Below are 18,433 nucleotides of genomic sequence, written 5' to 3'. Positions count from 1 at the left end.
GGCCGAGGGTGCCTGAGACCAGGCTGAGAACGACGTCGCTGGGCACGCGGACGGTTCCCGTCGGTGCCATGCTGCGGTGGTGCGCATCCTGGTGGTGGAGGACGAGGCGGTGCTCGCGCGGGCCCTGCGTCGTGGCCTGCAGGCGGAGGGCTTCGCGGTCGACGTGGCGGCCGACGGCGACACCGGGCTGCAGCTCGCCCTCGAGGACGACCACGACGCGGTCGTCCTGGACCTCATGCTCCCCGGACGGTCCGGCCTGGAGATCCTGCGGGAGATGCGGCGCGCGGAGATCTGGACGCCCGTGCTCGTGCTCAGCGCGAAGGACTCCGACGACGACGTGACCCGCGGCCTGGACGTCGGCGCCGACGACTACCTGGCGAAGCCCTTCGCGTTCAGCGTGCTGCTCGCCCGGCTGCGCGCGCTGCTGCGCCGCGGGGCACCGCCACGCCCGGCGGTGCTGCAGGTCGGGAACCTGACCCTCGACCCGGCCACCCGCGAGGTGCGGCAGGGCGGCGTGCCCGTCGAGCTCACGACGCGGGAGACGGCGCTGCTCGAGCACCTCATGCGCCGGCCCGGCGAGGTGCTGACGAAGGTCGAGCTGCGCGACCATGTGTGGGACGCCGCGGGTGACGACCTCAACGTCGTCGAGGTCTACGTCGGCTACCTGCGCCGCAAGCTCGGCCGGGCGGCGGTCGAGACCGTGCGCGGCGCCGGGTACCGGGTCGTGGGACAGTGAGTCGCCGGGCCGGGGCCCCGGGCTCGTCGCTGCGTCTGCGGCTCACGCTGGTCGCCGCCGGGCTGACGGGCGCCGCCCTGGTCCTCGGCGCGCTGGCGCTGACGACCGTGGTGTCCCAGAGCCGCATCGCCGCGACCGACGCCGTGCTCGCCGGCACGGCCGACCAGGTCGCCGAGCTCGTCGCCGAGGACCGGCTGCCCCGGGTGCTGGCCGCCGACGAGCCCGGCGAGATCGTGCAGCTCGTCGACGCGTCCGGCCGCGTCGTCGCGTCGTCGCCGAACGCGAGCCGGACGCTCCCCCTGCTGGCCCCCGCCGTCCTGGACACGACGCCCGACGGGGCGCAGACCCGCCAGGACTCTGCCTACGGGTCGGGTCCGGTGCGCGTGCTGGTGGACACGCTGCCCACGGGAGAACGGGTCGTCGCCACGCTCCCGCTGGCCACCGTCGAGGGCGTCCTCGGGGCGCTGCGCCTCTCGCTGGGCCTCGTCGTCCCGCTGCTGACCCTGGCGCTGGGCCTGGTCACGTGGGTGCTGCTCGGGCGGGCGCTGCGACCGGTGGAGGAGCTGCGCGCCGCCGCGGACCGCGTCAGCGGTGTCGGTGGTCCGGGCACGCTGCCGGTGCCGGAGGCCCAGGAGCTCGCCGCGCTGGCCCGGACCCTCAACGCGATGCTCGACCGGCTGGAGACGTCGGCGCAGCGGCAGATCGACTTCGTGGCCGACGCCGCCCACGAGCTGCGGTCCCCGATCGCCGCGCTGCGCACCAGCATCGAGGTGGCCGGAGAGCACCCCGAGGCGTACGAGCGCACCGAGCTGATGGCCGACCTCCAGCACGAGGTGGTCCGTCTGCAGAACCTGGCGGACGACCTGCTCGTCCTCGCCCGGGTCGGCGCGTCCCCGCTGGAGGTGCAGGACGTCGACCTGCGCGAGGTCGTCCGTGAGGCCGCCGGGGACGTCGACCTGCGCGGCGAGGGCCGGGCGGTGGTCGACCCCTCGGCGGTCGTGCGGGTGGTGCGCAACCTGGTGGACAACGCCCGGCGGTTCGCCGACGGGCGGGTCCGGGTCGAGGTGAGCGACGGGGTCGTGACGGTCGACGACGACGGTCCCGGCGTCCCGGCGGCGGACCGCGAACGCGTCTTCGACCGGTTCACCCGGCTCGGGTCCGGGCGGGGGCGCGACGCGGGCGGGGCGGGCCTGGGACTGGCCATCGCCCGGGAGATCGCTCGCGAGCACGGCGGCGAGGTCACGCTGGACGACGGCCCCCTGGGCGGGTTGCGTGCCACGGTCACCCTGCCGACCGGACGGGTGTGATCGGCGCGGCGGACACCTGGGAGGATGGTCACAGGATCCCTGCGCCCGCGGGGAGCAGCATCGAGGAGGAGCCCATGACGCCCGTCGACCTGGGCATCCCCCGCCCGCCGACCTCGTGGCAGGACGCCGCGCTGCCCGCCGACCGACCGGACGTCCGGGGCCTGGTGGACACCTTCGGCCGCGTGGCCACCGACCTGCGGGTGTCGTTGACGGACCGCTGCAACCTGCGCTGCACCTACTGCATGCCCGCCGACGGGCTGCCGGCCCTCGCACGGGACAAGGTGATGACGCGCGCGGAGATCGCCCGGCTGATGGGCATCGCCGTGCGCGACCTCGGGGTCCGGCAGGTGCGGTTCACCGGCGGTGAGCCGCTGCTGCGCCGGGACCTCACCGAAATCGTGGCCGACGTCGCGGCGCTCGACCCGCGCCCGGAGATCAGCCTGACCACGAACGCCGTCGGCCTCGACTCCCGCGCGCAGGCGCTGCGCGACGCCGGGCTGGACCGCGTCAACGTCTCCCTGGACACGCTCGACCCCGACACCTTCGCCCGCCTGGCCCGGCGCCCGTTCCTGGAGCGCACGCTGGCCGGCATCGAGGCGGCGGCCCGCGTGTTCGACCTGGTCAAGATCAACGCCGTGCTGGTGCGCGGAGTGAACCTGGACCACGCCGCCGACCTGCTGTCCTGGTGCCTGGAGCGCGGTTTCGAGCTGCGGTTCATCGAGCAGATGCCGTTGGACGCCGACCACGCGTGGGACCGCACCGCGATGGTGACCGCGGCCGAGGTGCGCGAGCTGCTCGGGGAGCGGTTCACCCTGAAGCCGGACGCCGAGCCCCGCGACGGAGCCCCGGCGGAACGGTTCGTCGTGCGGTCCCACAACACCGGCGAGCGGCTCGGCCGCGTCGGCATCATCGCCTCGGTGACCGAGCCGTTCTGCGGCGACTGCCGCCGCACCCGGCTCACCGCCGAGGGCGGGATCCGCGACTGCCTGTTCGCGCACACCGAGACCGACCTGCTCCGGCCGCTGCGCGAGGGCGCACCGGACGACGTCGTCGCGGACCTGTGGCGCACGGCCATGTGGGGCAAGCGGGCCGGTCACGGCATGGACGACGCGTCGTTCGTGCAGCCGGAGCGGACGATGAGCGCGATCGGAGGCTGAGGACGTGCTGGAGCTGCGCTACTTCGCGGCGGCCCGGGCCGCGCTGGGACTCTCGGGCGAGTCCCTCACGATGCCCGACGGGGCCACCGTCGGCGACGTCGTCGGGCGCCTCGGCGCCCGCACGCCCGGGGCCACGCCGGTGCTGGCCCGCTGCTCGGTGCTGGTCGACGGCCGCCGGGCGGCACCGGACGACGTCGTGCCCGACGGCGCGACGGTCGACCTGCTGCCGCCCTTCGCCGGCGGCTGAGCCCGGGGCGCCGGGCGCTCCGCGCCCGGACAGCGCTGTGGGCATGAATTCTGCGGCCGTGGATCGGTCCACGGCCGCAGAATTCATGCCCACAGCGGGAGAGACGGGGCTACCGGGCGGCCTTGTGCTCCCGGATGACCTCGGCGGCCTGGGTCAGCACGTCGGACAGCTCCCCGACGACGGCGAAGTCGCAGATCTCGAAGATCGGCGCCTCGGGGTCGTTGTTCACGGCGACGATGACCTGCGAGGCCTGCATGCCGCCGCGGTGGTGCGGGGCACCGGAGATCCCCGCACCGACGTAGAGGCGCGGGGCGACGGTGACGCCCGTCTGGCCGATGTACCGGTCGTACCAGCCCTCGAACACGGCGTCGCGGGTCGCGCCCACGGCCGCGCCGACGGCGTCGGCGAACTCGTGCACGGGCCCGAAGTCGCCGTCGGTGCCCCGCCCGCCCGCGACGACGATCGCCGCCTCCTCAAGCGTGGGACGGTCCGTGTCCCGCACGGTCTCGGTGCGGGAGGTGACCGCCGGCAGGTTTCCGGCGACGTTGACGACGAACCCCTCGACCTCGGTGGCCACGGCGGTCTCCGCCGGCTGCGGGACGACGGCGTTGGCCCGGACGGTCAGCGCGGCGACGTCGGTCGTGACGCGGCTCGCCGTGTCCCAGGACCCGGCGAAGACCCGCTTGGTGCCGACGATGTGCCCCTGGTCGTCCTCGGAGACACCCGCGGCGTCGATGATGACGCCCGCGCCGAGCTCGCGCCCGGCCAGGGCCACCGCCTCCTTCGCGCCGAACGTCGCCGGCGCGAGCACGACGTCGGCGTCGGTCAGGCGCACGGCGGCCGCCAGCACGGCGGCGACGACGGCGGACAGGTGACGGGAGTCGCCCCGCAGGTCGGCGGGCAGCTCGGCCTGGTGGACGGTCTCGACCCCGTACGCGCCGAGCTGGGCGAGCGCCTCGACGCTCGGCGCCTCCAGGGTCACGGCCTCGACGCGCCCCAGGGTGCGGCCGAGGGTGAGCAGCTCCAGGACGCTCGAGCGGACCTCGCCGGCCGGGTCGAGCAGGACCAGAACGGTGCGGTTGTGCGTGGGTTCAGCCATGTCGTCGACTCCGTTCAGACCAGCTCGTGGCGGATGAGGTACTCGGCCAGGGCCTTGCCGCCCTCGCCCTTGTCCTGGACGAGCTCCACGGCGGGCTTCTCCGGGCGGGGCGCGGCGTGTGTCGTCTCGGTGCGGGCACCGGCCGTGCCCACCTGTCCGGGGTCCAGGCCCAGGTCGGCCGCGCTCCAGGCCTCGATCTCCTTGGAGCGGGCGGCCATGATGAGCTTGAAGTTGGGGAAGCGCGGCCGGTTCGCGGTGTCCGCGACCGACAGCACGGCCGGCAGCGGGGCCAGCAGGGACTCGGCGGCCTCGTCGGTCTCGCGGGTGACCTCCACGGACCCGTCGAGCAGGGCGATCTTCTTGGCGAAGGTGACCGCCGGACGGTCCAGCTCGGCGGCCAGCAGTGCCGGGACCACGGAACCCAGGCCGTCCAGGGCGGCCATGCCCGTGATGACCAGGTCGACCGGTGCCTCGGTCTCCAGCCGGCGGACCGCGGCCGCGAGCGCCGTGGCGGTGCCGAAGTAGTCCGACCCGGCGAGCGCGTCGTCGGAGACCCGCACGCCGCGGTCGACACCCATCTGGAAGGCCTTGCGCAGCGCCATGTCGCCCTCGGGCGGGGCTACGGTCACGGCCACGATCTCGCTCGACGCCTGCTCGGCCTCGTCCAGGGACTCGACGAGGCGCAGCGCGGCCTCGAGCGCGTTCTCGTCGAGCTCGTTGAGCGTCCCCACGCCCGGGTCGCGGTCGACCCGACAGTCCACGAACTTCCGCTCGGCGTTGATGTCCGGCACGTACTTCACGGGAACGGCGATGCGCACGAGGAACCCTTCCGACGGTCTCGAGGATCAGGGTCGGGGTGGCGGACACCACCCTCGGCCCGAGCCTACTCGTCGCCGCGCGACCCTCCGACACGAGTCCACGTCGCACGACGTCGACGTGACCATCGGCCTCCCACGGTCCACCATGGGTCCATGGAGGCCGCCAGACCGAAGGTCACACCCCTCACCCGTCCCACCCGGACCCGGAGCCACGTCCCTCCGCTCGGGGTCCGTCCCACACCCGACGGCGGCATCGACGTCGCCGTGCTCGCCTCGCACGCCCACGGCGTCGAGCTGTGCCTGGTCGACGTCGTCGACCCGGACAAGGACCAGCACGACCCCGACCGGTACACCGAACGTCGCATCACCCTCGACGGGCCGACGTACGGCGTCTGGCACGGCCATGTGGCGAACGTCTCACCCGGTCAGCGGTACGGGTTCCGCGTGCACGGTCCCTGGGACCCGGGCGCCGGGATGCGGCACAACCCCGCCAAGCTGCTGCTGGACCCGTACGCGCGGGGCATCGAGGGCGAGGTCGCCTACGTCCCGGCGACGCTGGGCGGCGGCGCGGGCGACGACGGCGGTCCGGACGAGCAGGACTCCCTGCCGTACGTGCCGCACGCGGTGGTCATACCCGCCGAGCAGGGACCCCGGTCCTCGCAGCGTCCCCGTGTGCCGTGGGCGGACACCGTCGTGTACGAGGCGCACGTACGGGGCCTGACGCTGCTGCACCCGGAGGTCCCCGAGGAGCTGCGCGGCACCTACGCGGGGCTGGCGCACCCGGCCGTGATCGAGCACCTGACCTCGCTGGGCGTGACGACGCTGGAGCTGCTGCCCATCCACGCCTCGACCGCCGAGCCCTGGCTCGCCGGCCGCGGGCTGACGAACTACTGGGGCTACTCCACGATGGGGTTCTTCGCCCCGCACCCCGCCTACGCCACGGCGGCGGCCCGCGAGGCCGGTCCCGCCGCCGTCCTGGACGAGGTCCGGGGCATGGTGCACCTGCTGCACGAGGCCGGGATCGAGGTGATCCTCGACGTCGTCTACAACCACACCTGCGAGGGCGGCGACGACGCCCTGCACCTGTCCTGGCGCGGCCTGGACAACACGCTCTACTACCTGCACGACGGCGGCACGCCGGCCCGGCTCGCCGACGTCACCGGCACGGGCAACACCCTGGACTTCCGGCGCACCCGGGTGGTGCAGATGGCCCTGGACTCCCTGCGGTACTGGGCGGAGGTCGTCGGGGTGGACGGCTACCGGTTCGACCTCGCCGTCACCCTCGGGCGCGACCACGACGGCTACAACCCGGACCACCCGTTCCTGTCCGCGCTGCGCACCGACCCGGTGCTGTCAGGGCTCAAGCTGGTCGCCGAGCCCTGGGACGTCGGACCGGGCGGCTGGCGGACCGGCCGGTTCCCCGCCCCGATGGCGGAGTGGAACGACCGGTTCCGCAACGCCGCCCGGTCGTTCTGGCTGGAGGCCGCCCGGGCCGGGTCGCACGGCGCCCCCATGCACGGGCTGCGCGAGCTCACCACGCGCCTGGCGGGTTCCGCCGACCTGTTCGGGCACTCCGACCCGCCGCTGATGCGGGGGCCCGTGGCGTCGGTCAACTACGTCACGGCGCACGACGGGTTCACCCTCGCCGACCTCGTGGCCTTCGACCACAAGCACAACGAGGCCAACGGCGAGGACAACCGCGACGGCACCGACGACAACCGGTCCTGGAACCACGGTGTCGAGGGGCACACGCCCGAGGGCGACGACGCCACGACCGAGCCGTGGTCCGCGGTCGTCCCGCTGCGCCGGCGCTCGCAGCGCAACCTGCTGGCCACCCTCCTGCTCGCCGCCGGTACCCCGATGATCACCGCCGGTGACGAGATGGGTCGCTCGCAGGGCGGGAACAACAACGCCTACGCCCAGGACACCGCGATCTCCTGGGTGGACTGGGACCTGGACACCGCCGACCGGGAGCTGCTGGCCACGGCCCGCTACCTGGTCGGCCTGCGCAGCGAGCACGCGGCGCTGCGCGCGGAGTCGTTCTTCCTCGGCAGCCCGCGGCCGGGCGAGCACCACCCGGACCTGTTGTGGTTCGGCACCGACGGCGTCCTGATGGACGCCGAGGCCTGGGCGGTGGACGGGCGGCGCCTCATCCAGATGCTGCGTCCCGGTCCCGGCGACGACGAGGCCGACGTGCTGTGCGTCCTGCACGGCGGGCTGGAGGACGTCGTGCTGACGCTCCCGGAGCCGCTCGAGGGCGCCGGACCGTGGCAGCGCGTCTGGAGCTCGACCTGGGACACCCCCGACGGACCGGAGCAGGCCGACGAGGAGGAGACCCCGGGCACGGCGCTGGTGGAGTCGCTGAGCGTGGAGGTGTTCGTGGCGCGCCGCTGACGGCACGACCCTGGGCGAGCCGTCCCGGCTCTGCCAGACTGCGCGCATGACAGACGCCGAGGTCATCGTCATCGGGGCCGGGCTGTCCGGCCTGGTCACCGCCACCGAGCTCACCGCCGCCGGGCGGCGCGTGGTGCTGCTCGACCAGGAGCCGGAGGCCTCCCTGGGCGGGCAGGCCTGGTGGTCCTTCGGGGGGCTGTTCCTCGTGGACTCCCCCGAGCAGCGGCGACTCGGGGTGCGCGACTCGGCCGAGCTCGCCTGGGCGGACTGGCTGGGTTCGGCCCGCTTCGCCCCGGGCGCCGAGGACGGCGAGGGGCCCGACCGGCACGGGTACGCCTGGGCCAAGCACTTCGTCGAGGCCGCCTCGGGGGACCTGCGCTCCTGGCTGCACGCCAAGGGGGTGCGCTGGTTCCCGCTGGTGCAGTGGGCCGAGCGCGGCGGGTATCCCGCCGGCGGGCACGGCAACACGGTGCCGCGGTTCCACGTCACCTGGGGCACCGGGCCGGCGATCGTCGAACCGTTCGTCGCCGCCGCCCGGGAGGCCCGCTCCGCCGGGCTGCTGGACCTGCGCCTCCGCCGTCGGGCCACGGAGCTGGTCGTCACCGACGGCCGGGTCACCGGGGTGCGTGCGGAGATCCTGGCCGACGACGAGGCCGTCCGTGGGGCGCCGTCGTCGCGCGAGGTGGTGGGCACCGAGGAGCTCTCCGCCGGCGCCGTCGTCGTCGCCTCCGGCGGCATCGGGGCGAACCACGACCTGGCGAGGGCCCGCTGGAACCCGCGGCACGGCGAGCTGCCCGCCCGGATGCTGTCCGGTGTCCCCGACTCCACCGACGGGCTCATGCTCGGTCACGCCGCCGACGCCGGGGCTGCCCTCGTGCACGAGGACCGCATGTGGCACTACCCCGAGGGCATCGCCAACCACTCCCCCGTCTGGACGAACCATGGCATCCGCATCCTGCCGGGACCGTCCTCGCTCTGGCTGGACGCCGACGGCGGACGGCTCCCGGCGCCCCTGTTCCCCGGGTTCGACGCGCTCGGCGCGCTGCAGCACGTGACCGCCCGCGGGGACGACCACTCCTGGTTCGTGCTCAACAAGGCGATCATGGAGTCCGAGTTCGCCCTGTCCGGGTCCGAGCAGAACCCCGACCTCACCGGCAAGGACCTGCGGCTGCTCGCCCAGCGGGTGCTGCCCGGTGCCGTCGGTCCGGTCGCGCGGTTCGCCGCCGAGTCGCCGGAGTTCCTCTGGGCCGACACCCCCGAGGAGCTCGCCGGGCGGATGAACGCGCTGACCGCGGCGACTCCCGGGTCGCGCGGGCACGTCGACCCGGCCGCGTTGGCCGCCGTCGTCCGTGCCCGCGACGCCCAGGTCGCCTCCGGGCTCGGCAAGGACCCCCAGGTCGTGGCCACGCGGGCCGCCCGCGACTTCCGGGTGGACCGGATGATCCGCGTCTCGCCGCCGCGGCCCCTGACCACGCCGAAGGACGGCCCGCTGCTCGCGGTGCGGCTGTCGGTGCTGACCCGCAAGACCCTCGGCGGGCTCTGGTGCGACCCGTCGGGCCGGGTCCTGCGCGACGACGGCTCCGTCGTCGACGGGCTCTGGGCCGTCGGCGAGGCCGCGGGCTTCGGCGGCGGCGGCGTCCACGGGCACCGGGCGCTGGAGGGGACGTTCCTGGGCGGGTGCCTGCACACCGGCCGCGTCACCGGCCGGGCGCTGGCCGCCGACGGCTGACCGGCCCCTCGTCCTCCGGCCCTGAGACCGCTGCCGCCCGACCCCCTGGCCGCCTGGCCTTCGCTCCGTGTCGCGAGGTCGTACCGTGCGTCGGGCGGTCGTACTCCGCGGGTACCACCGCGTGACGCACGGTACGACCGGGCGGCGGCGTCCACAGGTGTCCGTCGACCACCGGCTGTCCACAGACGAGCCACCCCAGCCGTCATCGGCCGCCCGGGCGGTGGCAGCGTCGCCCCATGCCGAACGACGACGTTCCCACCACCGCCCGACCCACCCGGCCACGACGCCCCGGTGACACCGCGCCGGTCCGCCCGCGCGACGTGCCGACGGCGCTGCGGTTCCGCGACGACCGGCGAACGGCCGTCGAGCGCCGACGACGACGGGGCGAGCTCGTCCGACGCCGACGTGGCCGGTACTTCCCTCCGGTGGCCGACGACGGCGGGGTCGCGCTGCGTCGGGAGCGGACCGTGCTGCAGCTGGTCGGCGCCGTCGCCTCGACCCTGCGGACGGACTTCGTCTTCTCCCACGAGACGGCTGCGCTGCTGCACGGCCTGAGTCACTATCGCCTCGGCGAGCAGGTCCACGTGTCCCAGGCCTGGAAGCCGCCGGCCCGGCCGAGCGGCCGACAGCTCCGCAGGCACCCCGTCGACGTCCCGCCCGGCGACCGCACCCTGGTCGGCGGGCGACCCGTCACGACGCTGGAACGCACGCTGGTCGACTGCGCGCGGTCGCTGCCGGGCGACCGATCCCTGGTGATCGCGGACTCGGCGCTCCGGGCGGGCGCCGACCGGCGCCGGGTCGATCGGGTGCTGGCCGAGGCGGCGGGGCGGCCGGGTGTCCGCCGCGCCCGCCGGATCGTCGCGCTGGCGGACGCCCGCGCCGAGTCCCCGGGCGAGTCCCTGGTGCGCTGGCACCTCGACGAGCACGGGTTCGCACCGCCCGACCTCGCCGTCCCGGTGCTCACCGAGGTCGGCACCTGCTGGGTCGACCTCGGGTGGCCGGACCGTCGGGTCGGGATCGAGTTCGACGGTGCCGTGAAGTACTCCGGGGGCACCTACGGCGACCCCTCTCGTCGACTGGTCGCCGAGAAGCGACGCCACGACGCCCTCGTCGAGGCGGGATGGATCATCCTGCGTCTGGTCTGGGCGGATCTGACCGATCCCGCACGGCTGGTCGATCGCGTCTCACGTGCCCTGGCGTCGGCTGAGGTCCGGCGATGACGCCCGGTCGTACCTCCCGTCGTGCGGTCGTACGCGGCGGGTACGACCGCACGACGGGAGGTACGACCGGGGAGTCGGGGACGGTCGGGGGCGACTCGGCATGCCGTCACTCCGCCCCTCGTGCCCGGTCCCTGGCGAGTGGCGGCCGTCGAGCTGCCTGGCGGTCCTCGGGATGGCCGACTGACCGGGGTCCGGGCATGTTGGCGCGCACTCCCTTGCGTGCCTGGCTAGCGTGGGGGGCGTGACGTCGCCGAAGCCCGCCCCGCCCCAGCCCATCGGTCGCATCCCCGTGCTCGAGGTCTCCCCCGTCGTCGAGGGTGGGCGCTGGCCCGCCAAGGCGACGCCCGGTGAGGTCGTCCCGGTCGAGGCCACCGTGTTCCGCGAGGGCCATGACGCCGTCAACGCCACGGCCGTGCTGTTCACGCCGGACCGACGGCTGCACTCCTGGGCACCGATGGAGGACATCGCCCCCGGTCTGGACCGGTTCCAAGGGTTCCTGCAGCCCGACGCCACCGGGGACTGGTCCTTCCGCGTCGAGGCATGGTCCGACCCGTACGCCACCTGGGCGCACGACGCGACCATCAAGATCCACGCCGGCCAGGACGTCGAGCTCATGCTCACCGAGGGCGCCCTGCTGTTCGAGCAGATCATCACCCCACGCCTGCAGCGCCGGCGGACCCCCGAGGAGGCGGAGCTCCTCGAGCAGGCGGCCCGCGAGCTGGCGAACACCGCACGACCCGCCGAGGCTCGGCTGGCGATGGCGACCACCCACGCGGTCCGCGACGCGCTGCGCCGGATCCCGCTGCGGAAGCTGGTGACGCCCAGCGCCACCTACCCCCTGCGGGTGGACCGCCGCCTGGCGCAGACCGGCGCCTGGTACGAGATCTTCCCCCGCTCGGAGGGTGCCACCCGGTCCCATGACGGCACCTGGCGGTCGGGCACGTTCGCCACCGCGGCCCGACGCCTGCCGGCCATCGCGGACATGGGCTTCGACGTCGTGTACCTCACGCCGGTCCACCCGATCGGCACGACGTTCCGCAAGGGCCGCAACAACACCCTCGAGGCCGAGGCCGGCGACCCCGGCAGCCCGTACGCCATCGGCTCCCCCGACGGCGGCCACGACGCCATCCACCCGGACCTCGGCGACGAGCAGGACTTCAAGGCGTTCGTCGACGCCGCGCGCGGCAACGGCCTGGAGGTCGCTCTCGACCTGGCGCTGCAGTGCTCGCCGGACCACCCCTGGGTCACCGAGCACCCCGAGTGGTTCACGGTCCGGGCGGACGGCTCCATCGCCTACGCGGAGAACCCGCCGAAGAAGTACCAGGACATCTACCCGCTGAACTTCGACAACGACCCGACGGGCCTGTCCCACGAGGTCCTGCGCATCGTGCGGCTCTGGATCGACCGCGGGGTGACGCTGTTCCGGGTGGACAACCCGCACACCAAGCCGCTGGACTTCTGGGAGTGGCTGCTGGCGGAGGTCCGGGCGACCGACCCGGACGTGATCTTCCTGTCGGAGGCGTTCACCAAGCCCGCGATGATGCAGACCCTGGGCCGGATCGGCTTCCACCAGTCGTACACGTACTTCACGTGGCGGAACACGGGCGAGGAGGTCACCGAGTACCTCGCCGAGGTCGCCGGTGAGCAGGGCGCCGTGATGCGCCCGGCGTTCTGGCCCACGACGCACGACATCCTGCCGCCGTACCTGCAGCACGGCGGGGTCGCCGGGTTCGCCGTCCGCGCTCTGCTCGCCGCGACGGGCAGCCCGACCTGGGGCATCTACTCCGGCTACGAGCTGGTGGAGAACGTGCCCCGCCCGGGCGTCGAGGAGCAGATCGACAACGAGAAGTACGAGTACCGGCCCCGGGACTGGTCGCAGGGCGACGACATCGGCATCGCCACCCTGCTGCGGCGGCTCAACGAGATCCGTCGCGACCACCCCGCGCTGCAGCAGCTCCGCAACGTCACGATCCACCCGACCACGAACGACCAGGTGATCGCCTACTCCCGGCGCGTGCGCGCCGAACACCTGCCGGCCGCCGGCCGGCCCGGAGCCACCCAGGACGACATCGTCCTGATGGTGGTCAACCTCGACCCCCACCACACCCAGGAGTCGACCGTGCTGCTCGACCTCGAGGCCCTCGGTCTCCGCAAGCCCGACGACGTGGAGGACCAGCCGTTCTTCACGGTCCACGACGAGCTGTCCGGGACGAGCTATCCCTGGGGCGCGCATCCGTACGTCCGTCTCGATCCCCAGGTCCAGGTCGGTCACGTGCTGAAGGTGGTGCCGGCATGAGCTCGTCGACGAGCACCGGCGGCGTGGACGTCCCTCGCCCCATCACCCGGCAGATCCCCGTCCAGGCGCTCCCGCCGCGCCGCCAGCCCGAGCCGCCGCCGCTGCCGAAGCCCGGCCTCACCGAGGACCCGGAGTGGTACCGCAAGGCGGTCTTCTACGAGGTGATGGTCCGTAGCTTCACCGACTCCGAGGGCGCCGGCTCCGGTGACCTGCGCGGCGTGATGGACCGGCTCGACTACCTGCAGTGGCTGGGCGTCGACTGCCTGTGGCTGCCGCCGTTCTACCCCTCGCCGCAGCGGGACGGCGGCTACGACGTCGCGGACTTCACCGCGATCGCCCCGCAGTACGGCACGCTGCAGGACTTCAGCCGGCTCATCGAGGCGGCCCACGCCCGGGGCATCCGGATCATCATCGACCTGGTCATGAACCACACCAGCGACCAGCACCCGTGGTTCCAGTCCTCCCGCTCGGACCCGGAGGGCCCGTACGGCGACTTCTACGTGTGGTCGGACGACGACACCGCGTACGAGGACGCCCGGATCATCTTCGTCGACACCGAGACGTCGAACTGGACGTTCGACCCGGTCCGCCGGCAGTACTTCTGGCACCGGTTCTTCAGCCACCAGCCGGACCTCAACTACGAGAACCCGAAGGTCGCCGAGGCGATGTTCGACGTCGTCCGGTTCTGGCTGCGCTCGGGGGTCGACGGCTTCCGGCTCGACGCCGTGCCCTACCTGTACGAGGAGGAGGGCACCAACTGCGAGAACCTGCCGCGCACGCACGAGTTCCTGCAGCAGGTGCGCCGGATGATCGACGAGGAGTTCCCCGGGCGCATCATGCTGGCCGAGGCGAACCAGTGGCCGCAGGACGTCGTGGACTACTTCGGGACGAGCGAGGACCCCGAGTGCCACATGTGCTTCCACTTCCCGGTGATGCCGCGCATCTTCTACGCGCTGCGCGACCAGCGGGCCACCCAGCTGCTCGACATCCTGGCCGACACCCCGGAGATCCCGGCCGCCGGGGGGCAGTGGAGCACGTTCCTGCGCAACCACGACGAGCTCACCCTGGAGATGGTCTCCACCGAGGAGCGCGCCGCGATGTACGGGTGGTACGCTCAGGACCCGCGCATGCGCGCCAACGTGGGGATCCGCCGCCGGCTCGCGACGCTGCTGGACAACTCCCGCAAGGAGATCGAGCTCGCCCATGCCCTGCTGCTGTCGCTGCCGGGCAGCCCGTGCCTGTACTACGGCGACGAGATCGGCATGGGCGACAACATCTGGCTGCCGGACCGTGACGCCGTGCGCACCCCCATGCAGTGGACGCCGGACCGCAACGCCGGATTCTCCACGGCCGACCCCGGCAAGCTGTACCTGCCGCTGAACCAGTCGCTGGTGAACCACTACCACCACATCAACGTCGAGGCCCAGCTGCACCAGCCCACGTCGTTGCTGCACTGGGTGCACGGCATGCTCGGCGTGCGCCGCCTGCACCCCACCTTCGGCACGGGGACGTTCACCGCCTGCGAGGTCGACGACGAGGCGATCCTCGCCTTCGTCCGCTCCGACGACGAACAGCTCGTCGTGGCGGCCAACCTGTCCACGACCGCCCGCTCGGCCACGATCTCGCTGCCGGGGATGGAGGGCTGGTCGCTGACCGACCTGTTCGGCGGCGGACGCTTCCCCGAGGTGTCGGACGACGGCACGGTGCGGCTCTCCTGGGGTTCGCGCGACTTCTACTGGCTCATCGCCACACCACCGGACCAGCACGACGACGAGGGGTAGACCAGATGATCGACGTCTCCGTCCAGCACGCAGCACCCGACCCGAGCGTCGGCGACCTGCTCGCGGCCTGGCTCCCGACGCAACGCTGGTTCCCCGGCGGGCCGTCGGTCCAGGCCGAGCCCTGGTTGGCGGTGACGTTCGACCAGGAGGAGGTCGACCTCGCACCCCCGGAGGGTGCGCACGGCGACGTCGTGCTGCTGCTCACGCGGCTCCGCGGCCCGGAGCTGCCCGGCGGGGAGGTCGTGGCCCAGGTCCCGCTCGTGCTCAGCGACCCGGAGGACGTCAGTCTCGGCCACATCGGGACCGTGGAGACCGCCACCGGCGAGGTGGCGGTGCACGACGGCGGGGCGAACCCGGCGTGCTGGGTCGCGCTGCTGCGCGCGATGGGCGTGGCCGGCGACCCCACCACCCTCACCGAGCGCGGCCGGGTGCTGGCCGGCGAGCAGTCGAACACCTCGGTGATCCTGCCCGGTGTGCCGTCCCCCTCGGGCGCCGGCGGGATGCTGAAGATCCTGCGCACCATCGCCGACGGCCCGCACCCGGACGTCGTCGTCCCCCAGGCCCTGACGGCCGACGGCTGGGAGGGCGTGCCGCGGTTCCTCGGCGCCCTCGAGATCGACACCGACGACGGCGCCGTGCACCTGGCGATCCTGTCCGAGCTGGTGCCCCACGCCGAGGACGGTTTCGAGATGGCGTGCGACGTCGCCAGCCGCGGTGAGCCGTTCGTCGAGCAGGCCGACGCGCTGGGCCGGCTGGTGGCGGAGCTGCACCAGCGCATGGCGACGCTGCTGCCGACCGGGCCGCCGCTGGACGCCGCACGGTTCGTGGCCGGGCTGCGCCGCCGCGCGGACCGCGCCGTCGCCGAGGCCGAGGTGCTCGCGCCGCGGGCGGCCGAGGTCACGGCTCTGCTGGACGATCTCGAGCGTCGGCTCGCCGCCCTGCCGGAACCCGTGACGACCCAGCGGATCCACGGTGACCTGCACCTCGGTCAGACCCTGTTCAGCGAGGGCTGGAAGGTGCTCGACTTCGAGGGCGAGCCGCAGCGCTCGGTCGACGAGCGCACGGCACCCGACCTGCCGCTGCGCGACGTGGCGGGGATGCTGCGCTCCTTCGACTACGCCGCCGCGGTGGGCGAGGCCCCCGAACCCGCGAGCTGGCAGGCCGAGGCGGCGGACGCCTTCCTGGCCGGCTACCGCAAGACCGTGGCGGACCACGCCGGCATGGACGAGGACACCGCGGCGGTCGTGCTCGACGCCCTGGTGCTCGACAAGGCTCTGTACGAGGTGGTGTACGAGTCGCACCACCGCCCGACGTGGCTGCCCATCCCCCTCGGCGCCGTCGACCGGCTGCTGCGGGACTGACCGCCGGTGACGCGTGCGTGTTGCGGACGCGGCCCGGAGAAGGACGTGGAAAGGTGGACGACATGACGTCCGTGCCAGCAGCTGTCGACCCGGAACTCCTCACCGCCGTCGCGCGCGGCACGACCCACGACCCGCACTCCGTGCTGGGCGCGCACCTGCTGCCCGCCGAGGCGGGCGGCGCCCCCGCCGCCGTCGTGCGCGTGCTGCGACCGCTCGCCGACGAGGTCGTGGTGCTCACGGTCGGCCCCGCCGGGGAGGAGGAGCACCCGGCGACGCACGAGGCGGGCGGCGTCTGGAGCGCCGTGGTGCCGGCACCGACCGACGACAACGGGACCCGGCACGCCCCCGACTACCGGGTGCGCACCCGCTACGCCGACGACGTGCACACGGCCGACGACCCGTACCGGTTCCTGCCCTCCCTCGGCGAGGTCGACCTGCACCTCGTCGGCGAGGGCCGGCACGAGGAGCTGTGGAAGGTCCTCGGGGCGAACCGTCACGTCTACCCGAGCGCGCGCGGTGACGTCGTCGGGACGTCCTTCGCCGTGTGGGCGCCGAACGCCCGGGGCGTCCGCCTCGTCGGGGACCACAACCGCTGGACGGGCATCCACCCGATGCGCTCCCTCGGCTCCAGCGGCGTGTGGGAGATCTTCGTGCCCGACGTCGGGCCGGGGACGCGGTACAAGTACGAGATCTGCGGCCCGGACGGGATCTGGCGGGCCAAGGCCGACCCGCTGGCCAAGGGCACCGAGGTGCCGCCCGCCACCGCCTCGGTCGTCGTGCACAGCGACCACACCTGGCAGGACGACGCCTGGATGGAGCAGCGTGCGTCCCGCGACCAGCACGGCGGACCGATCAGCGTCTACGAGGTCCATCTCGGCTCCTGGCGTCCCGGCCTGGGGTACCGGGAGCTGGCCGAGCAGCTCACCGACTACGTCGTCGAGCAGGGGTTCACGCACGTGGAGCTGCTGCCGGTCGCCGAGCACCCCTTCGGCGGGTCGTGGGGCTACCAGGTCACCAGCTACTACGCACCGACGTCCCGGTTCGGCAGCCCCGACGACTTCCGGTACCTGGTCGACCGGCTGCACCAGGCCGGCGTCGGCGTCATCCTCGACTGGGTGCCCGCCCACTTCCCCCGGGACGAGTTCGCCCTGGCGCGGTTCGACGGCACCCCGCTGTACGAGCACGCCGACCCCCGCCGCGGCGAGCAGCCGGACTGGGGCACCTACGTGTTCGACTTCGGCCGCCGGGAGGTGCGCAACTTCCTCGTCGCGAACGCCACCTACTGGTTCGAGGAGTTCCACGCCGACGGCCTGCGCGTCGACGCGGTCGCGTCGATGCTCTACCTCGACTACTCCCGCAACGAGGGCGAGTGGACCCCCAACGTCCACGGCGGACGGGAGAACCTCGAGGCCATCAGCTTCCTGCAGGAGGCCAACGCCACGGCCTACCGGCGCTCCCCCGGCGTGCTGATGATCGCCGAGGAGTCCACCGCCTTCCCGGGGGTCACCCGACCGACGGACGCCGGCGGACTCGGGTTCGGCCTGAAGTGGAACATGGGCTGGATGAACGACACCCTGCAGTACGTCTCCAAGGACCCGATGTACCGCAGCCACCACCACGGCGAGCTGACCTTCTCGCTGGTCTACGCGTTCTCGGAGCAGTACGTCCTGCCGATCAGCCACGACGAGGTCGTGCACGGCAAGGGCTCGCTGCTGCGCAAGATGCCCGGCGACCGGTGGCAGCAGCTGGCCGGCGTGCGCTCGTTCCTCGCCTACCAGTGGACCCACCCGGGCAAGCAGCTGCTCTTCATGGGCTGCGAGTTCGCCCAGGAGGCCGAGTGGAGCGAGGGAGCCGGTCTGGACTGGTGGAGCCTGGAGGACGCCGGGAACGCGGGCGTGCAGCACCTCGTCCGCGACCTCAACGGGCTGTACCGGGCGACGCCGGCCCTGTGGGAACGTGACTTCGACGGTTCCGGGTTCGAGTGGATCGAGGGCGGGGACGCCGCCCGCAACCTGGTCGCCTACGTCCGCCGTGCGGCAGACGGCTCGCCGGTCGTCGTGGTGGTCAACTTCGCGGGCGTGCCGCACGAGGGCTACCGGCTGGGGCTCCCCCACGGTGGTGCCTGGTCCGAGGCCCTCAACACCGACGCTCCCCGCTACGGCGGTTCCGGCGTCGTCAACGAGGGTGACGTCGTGGCCGAGGACGTCCCGTGGCAGGGGCGCGAGCACTCGGCGACGGTGCGGGTCCCCCCGCTCGGCGCCCTGGTGCTCACGCCCCGCTGACCACGG

General features: G+C 73.6%; 13 protein-coding genes. 11 read left to right on the top strand and 2 right to left on the bottom strand.

The features are described from left to right. The first annotated feature begins 79 nt into the window (after positions 1–79). The 4 genes from HLI28_RS00430 to HLI28_RS00415 all read left to right on the top strand — a co-directional run bounded on the left by HLI28_RS00430 (position 80) and on the right by HLI28_RS00415 (position 3,447). Positions 80–736 (top strand): response regulator, encoded by a 657-nt coding sequence (locus HLI28_RS00430; protein ID WP_171245529.1) that lies wholly within the window; start codon positions 80–82, stop codon positions 734–736. Beyond that, positions 733–2,043 (top strand): ATP-binding protein, encoded by a 1,311-nt coding sequence (locus HLI28_RS00425; RefSeq protein ID WP_171245528.1) that lies wholly within the window; start codon positions 733–735, stop codon positions 2,041–2,043. Before HLI28_RS00430 ends, HLI28_RS00425 begins: the two co-directional genes overlap by 4 nt. Before the next feature lie 74 nt (positions 2,044–2,117). Further along, complete coding sequence (gene moaA, locus HLI28_RS00420) at positions 2,118–3,200, top strand: GTP 3',8-cyclase MoaA (RefSeq protein ID WP_171245527.1); 1,083 nt, start codon at positions 2,118–2,120, stop codon at positions 3,198–3,200. A 4-nt stretch (positions 3,201–3,204) separates the two neighbouring features. Then, complete coding sequence (locus HLI28_RS00415) at positions 3,205–3,447, top strand: MoaD/ThiS family protein (RefSeq protein WP_171245526.1); 243 nt, start codon at positions 3,205–3,207, stop codon at positions 3,445–3,447. Positions 3,448–3,556: 109 nt separating this feature from the next. Here HLI28_RS00415 and HLI28_RS00410 read toward each other — a convergent pair whose 3' ends face one another. After that, a complete protein-coding gene (locus HLI28_RS00410; protein ID WP_171245525.1) occupies positions 3,557–4,546 on the bottom strand; it encodes an electron transfer flavoprotein subunit alpha/FixB family protein in 990 nt (329 codons plus the stop codon). 14 nt (positions 4,547–4,560) lie between these two features. Then, a complete protein-coding gene (locus tag HLI28_RS00405; protein ID WP_171245524.1) occupies positions 4,561–5,364 on the bottom strand; it encodes an electron transfer flavoprotein subunit beta/FixA family protein in 804 nt (267 codons plus the stop codon). Positions 5,365–5,517: 153 nt separating this feature from the next. Between HLI28_RS00405 and glgX the strand changes: the two genes are divergently transcribed. From glgX to glgB, 7 genes are all read left to right on the top strand, one after another. Beyond that, positions 5,518–7,758, top strand: coding sequence for a glycogen debranching protein GlgX (glgX, locus tag HLI28_RS00400; RefSeq protein ID WP_171245523.1), 2,241 nt, complete (start codon positions 5,518–5,520; stop codon positions 7,756–7,758). Positions 7,759–7,804: 46 nt separating this feature from the next. Continuing rightward, positions 7,805–9,487, top strand: coding sequence for an FAD-binding dehydrogenase (locus HLI28_RS00395; protein WP_171245522.1), 1,683 nt, complete (start codon positions 7,805–7,807; stop codon positions 9,485–9,487). A gap of 236 nt (positions 9,488–9,723) precedes the next feature. Further along, positions 9,724–10,707 (top strand): hypothetical protein, encoded by a 984-nt coding sequence (locus tag HLI28_RS00390; RefSeq protein ID WP_171245521.1) that lies wholly within the window; start codon positions 9,724–9,726, stop codon positions 10,705–10,707. Positions 10,708–10,939: 232 nt separating this feature from the next. Then, complete coding sequence (locus tag HLI28_RS00385; RefSeq protein ID WP_171245520.1) at positions 10,940–13,003, top strand: maltotransferase domain-containing protein; 2,064 nt, start codon at positions 10,940–10,942, stop codon at positions 13,001–13,003. Beyond that, positions 13,000–14,784: a maltose alpha-D-glucosyltransferase gene (gene treS / locus HLI28_RS00380; RefSeq protein ID WP_171245519.1), complete on the top strand. Its 1,785-nt coding sequence runs from the start codon at positions 13,000–13,002 to the stop codon at positions 14,782–14,784. Before HLI28_RS00385 ends, treS begins: the two co-directional genes overlap by 4 nt. A gap of 5 nt (positions 14,785–14,789) precedes the next feature. After that, positions 14,790–16,145, top strand: coding sequence for a phosphotransferase (locus tag HLI28_RS00375; RefSeq protein ID WP_171245518.1), 1,356 nt, complete (start codon positions 14,790–14,792; stop codon positions 16,143–16,145). A 62-nt stretch (positions 16,146–16,207) separates the two neighbouring features. Then, entirely contained in the window at positions 16,208–18,427 is a 2,220-nt protein-coding gene (gene glgB / locus HLI28_RS00370; RefSeq protein WP_171245517.1) for a 1,4-alpha-glucan branching protein GlgB, read from the top strand. Positions 18,428–18,433: the final 6 nt, after the last annotated feature.

This window comes from Isoptericola sediminis, from assembly GCF_013085345.1.
Classification (GTDB): Bacteria; Actinomycetota; Actinomycetes; order Actinomycetales; family Cellulomonadaceae; genus Isoptericola; species Isoptericola sediminis.
This window is presented reverse-complemented; position numbering and strand designations above follow the sequence as displayed.

Excerpts from the sequence above, each read along its gene's own strand:
- moaA (WP_171245527.1), top strand. The coding sequence starts at position 2,118 with ATGACGCCCGTCGACCTGGGCATCCCCCGCCCGCCGACCTCGTGGCAG.
- HLI28_RS00410 (WP_171245525.1), bottom strand. The coding sequence starts at position 4,546 with ATGGCTGAACCCACGCACAACCGCACCGTTCTGGTCCTGCTCGACCCG.
- glgX (WP_171245523.1), top strand. The coding sequence starts at position 5,518 with ATGGAGGCCGCCAGACCGAAGGTCACACCCCTCACCCGTCCCACCCGG.
- HLI28_RS00395 (WP_171245522.1), top strand. The coding sequence starts at position 7,805 with ATGACAGACGCCGAGGTCATCGTCATCGGGGCCGGGCTGTCCGGCCTG.
- HLI28_RS00390 (WP_171245521.1), top strand. The coding sequence starts at position 9,724 with ATGCCGAACGACGACGTTCCCACCACCGCCCGACCCACCCGGCCACGA.
- treS (WP_171245519.1), top strand. The coding sequence starts at position 13,000 with ATGAGCTCGTCGACGAGCACCGGCGGCGTGGACGTCCCTCGCCCCATC.
- HLI28_RS00375 (WP_171245518.1), top strand. The coding sequence starts at position 14,790 with ATGATCGACGTCTCCGTCCAGCACGCAGCACCCGACCCGAGCGTCGGC.
- glgB (WP_171245517.1), top strand. The coding sequence starts at position 16,208 with ATGACGTCCGTGCCAGCAGCTGTCGACCCGGAACTCCTCACCGCCGTC.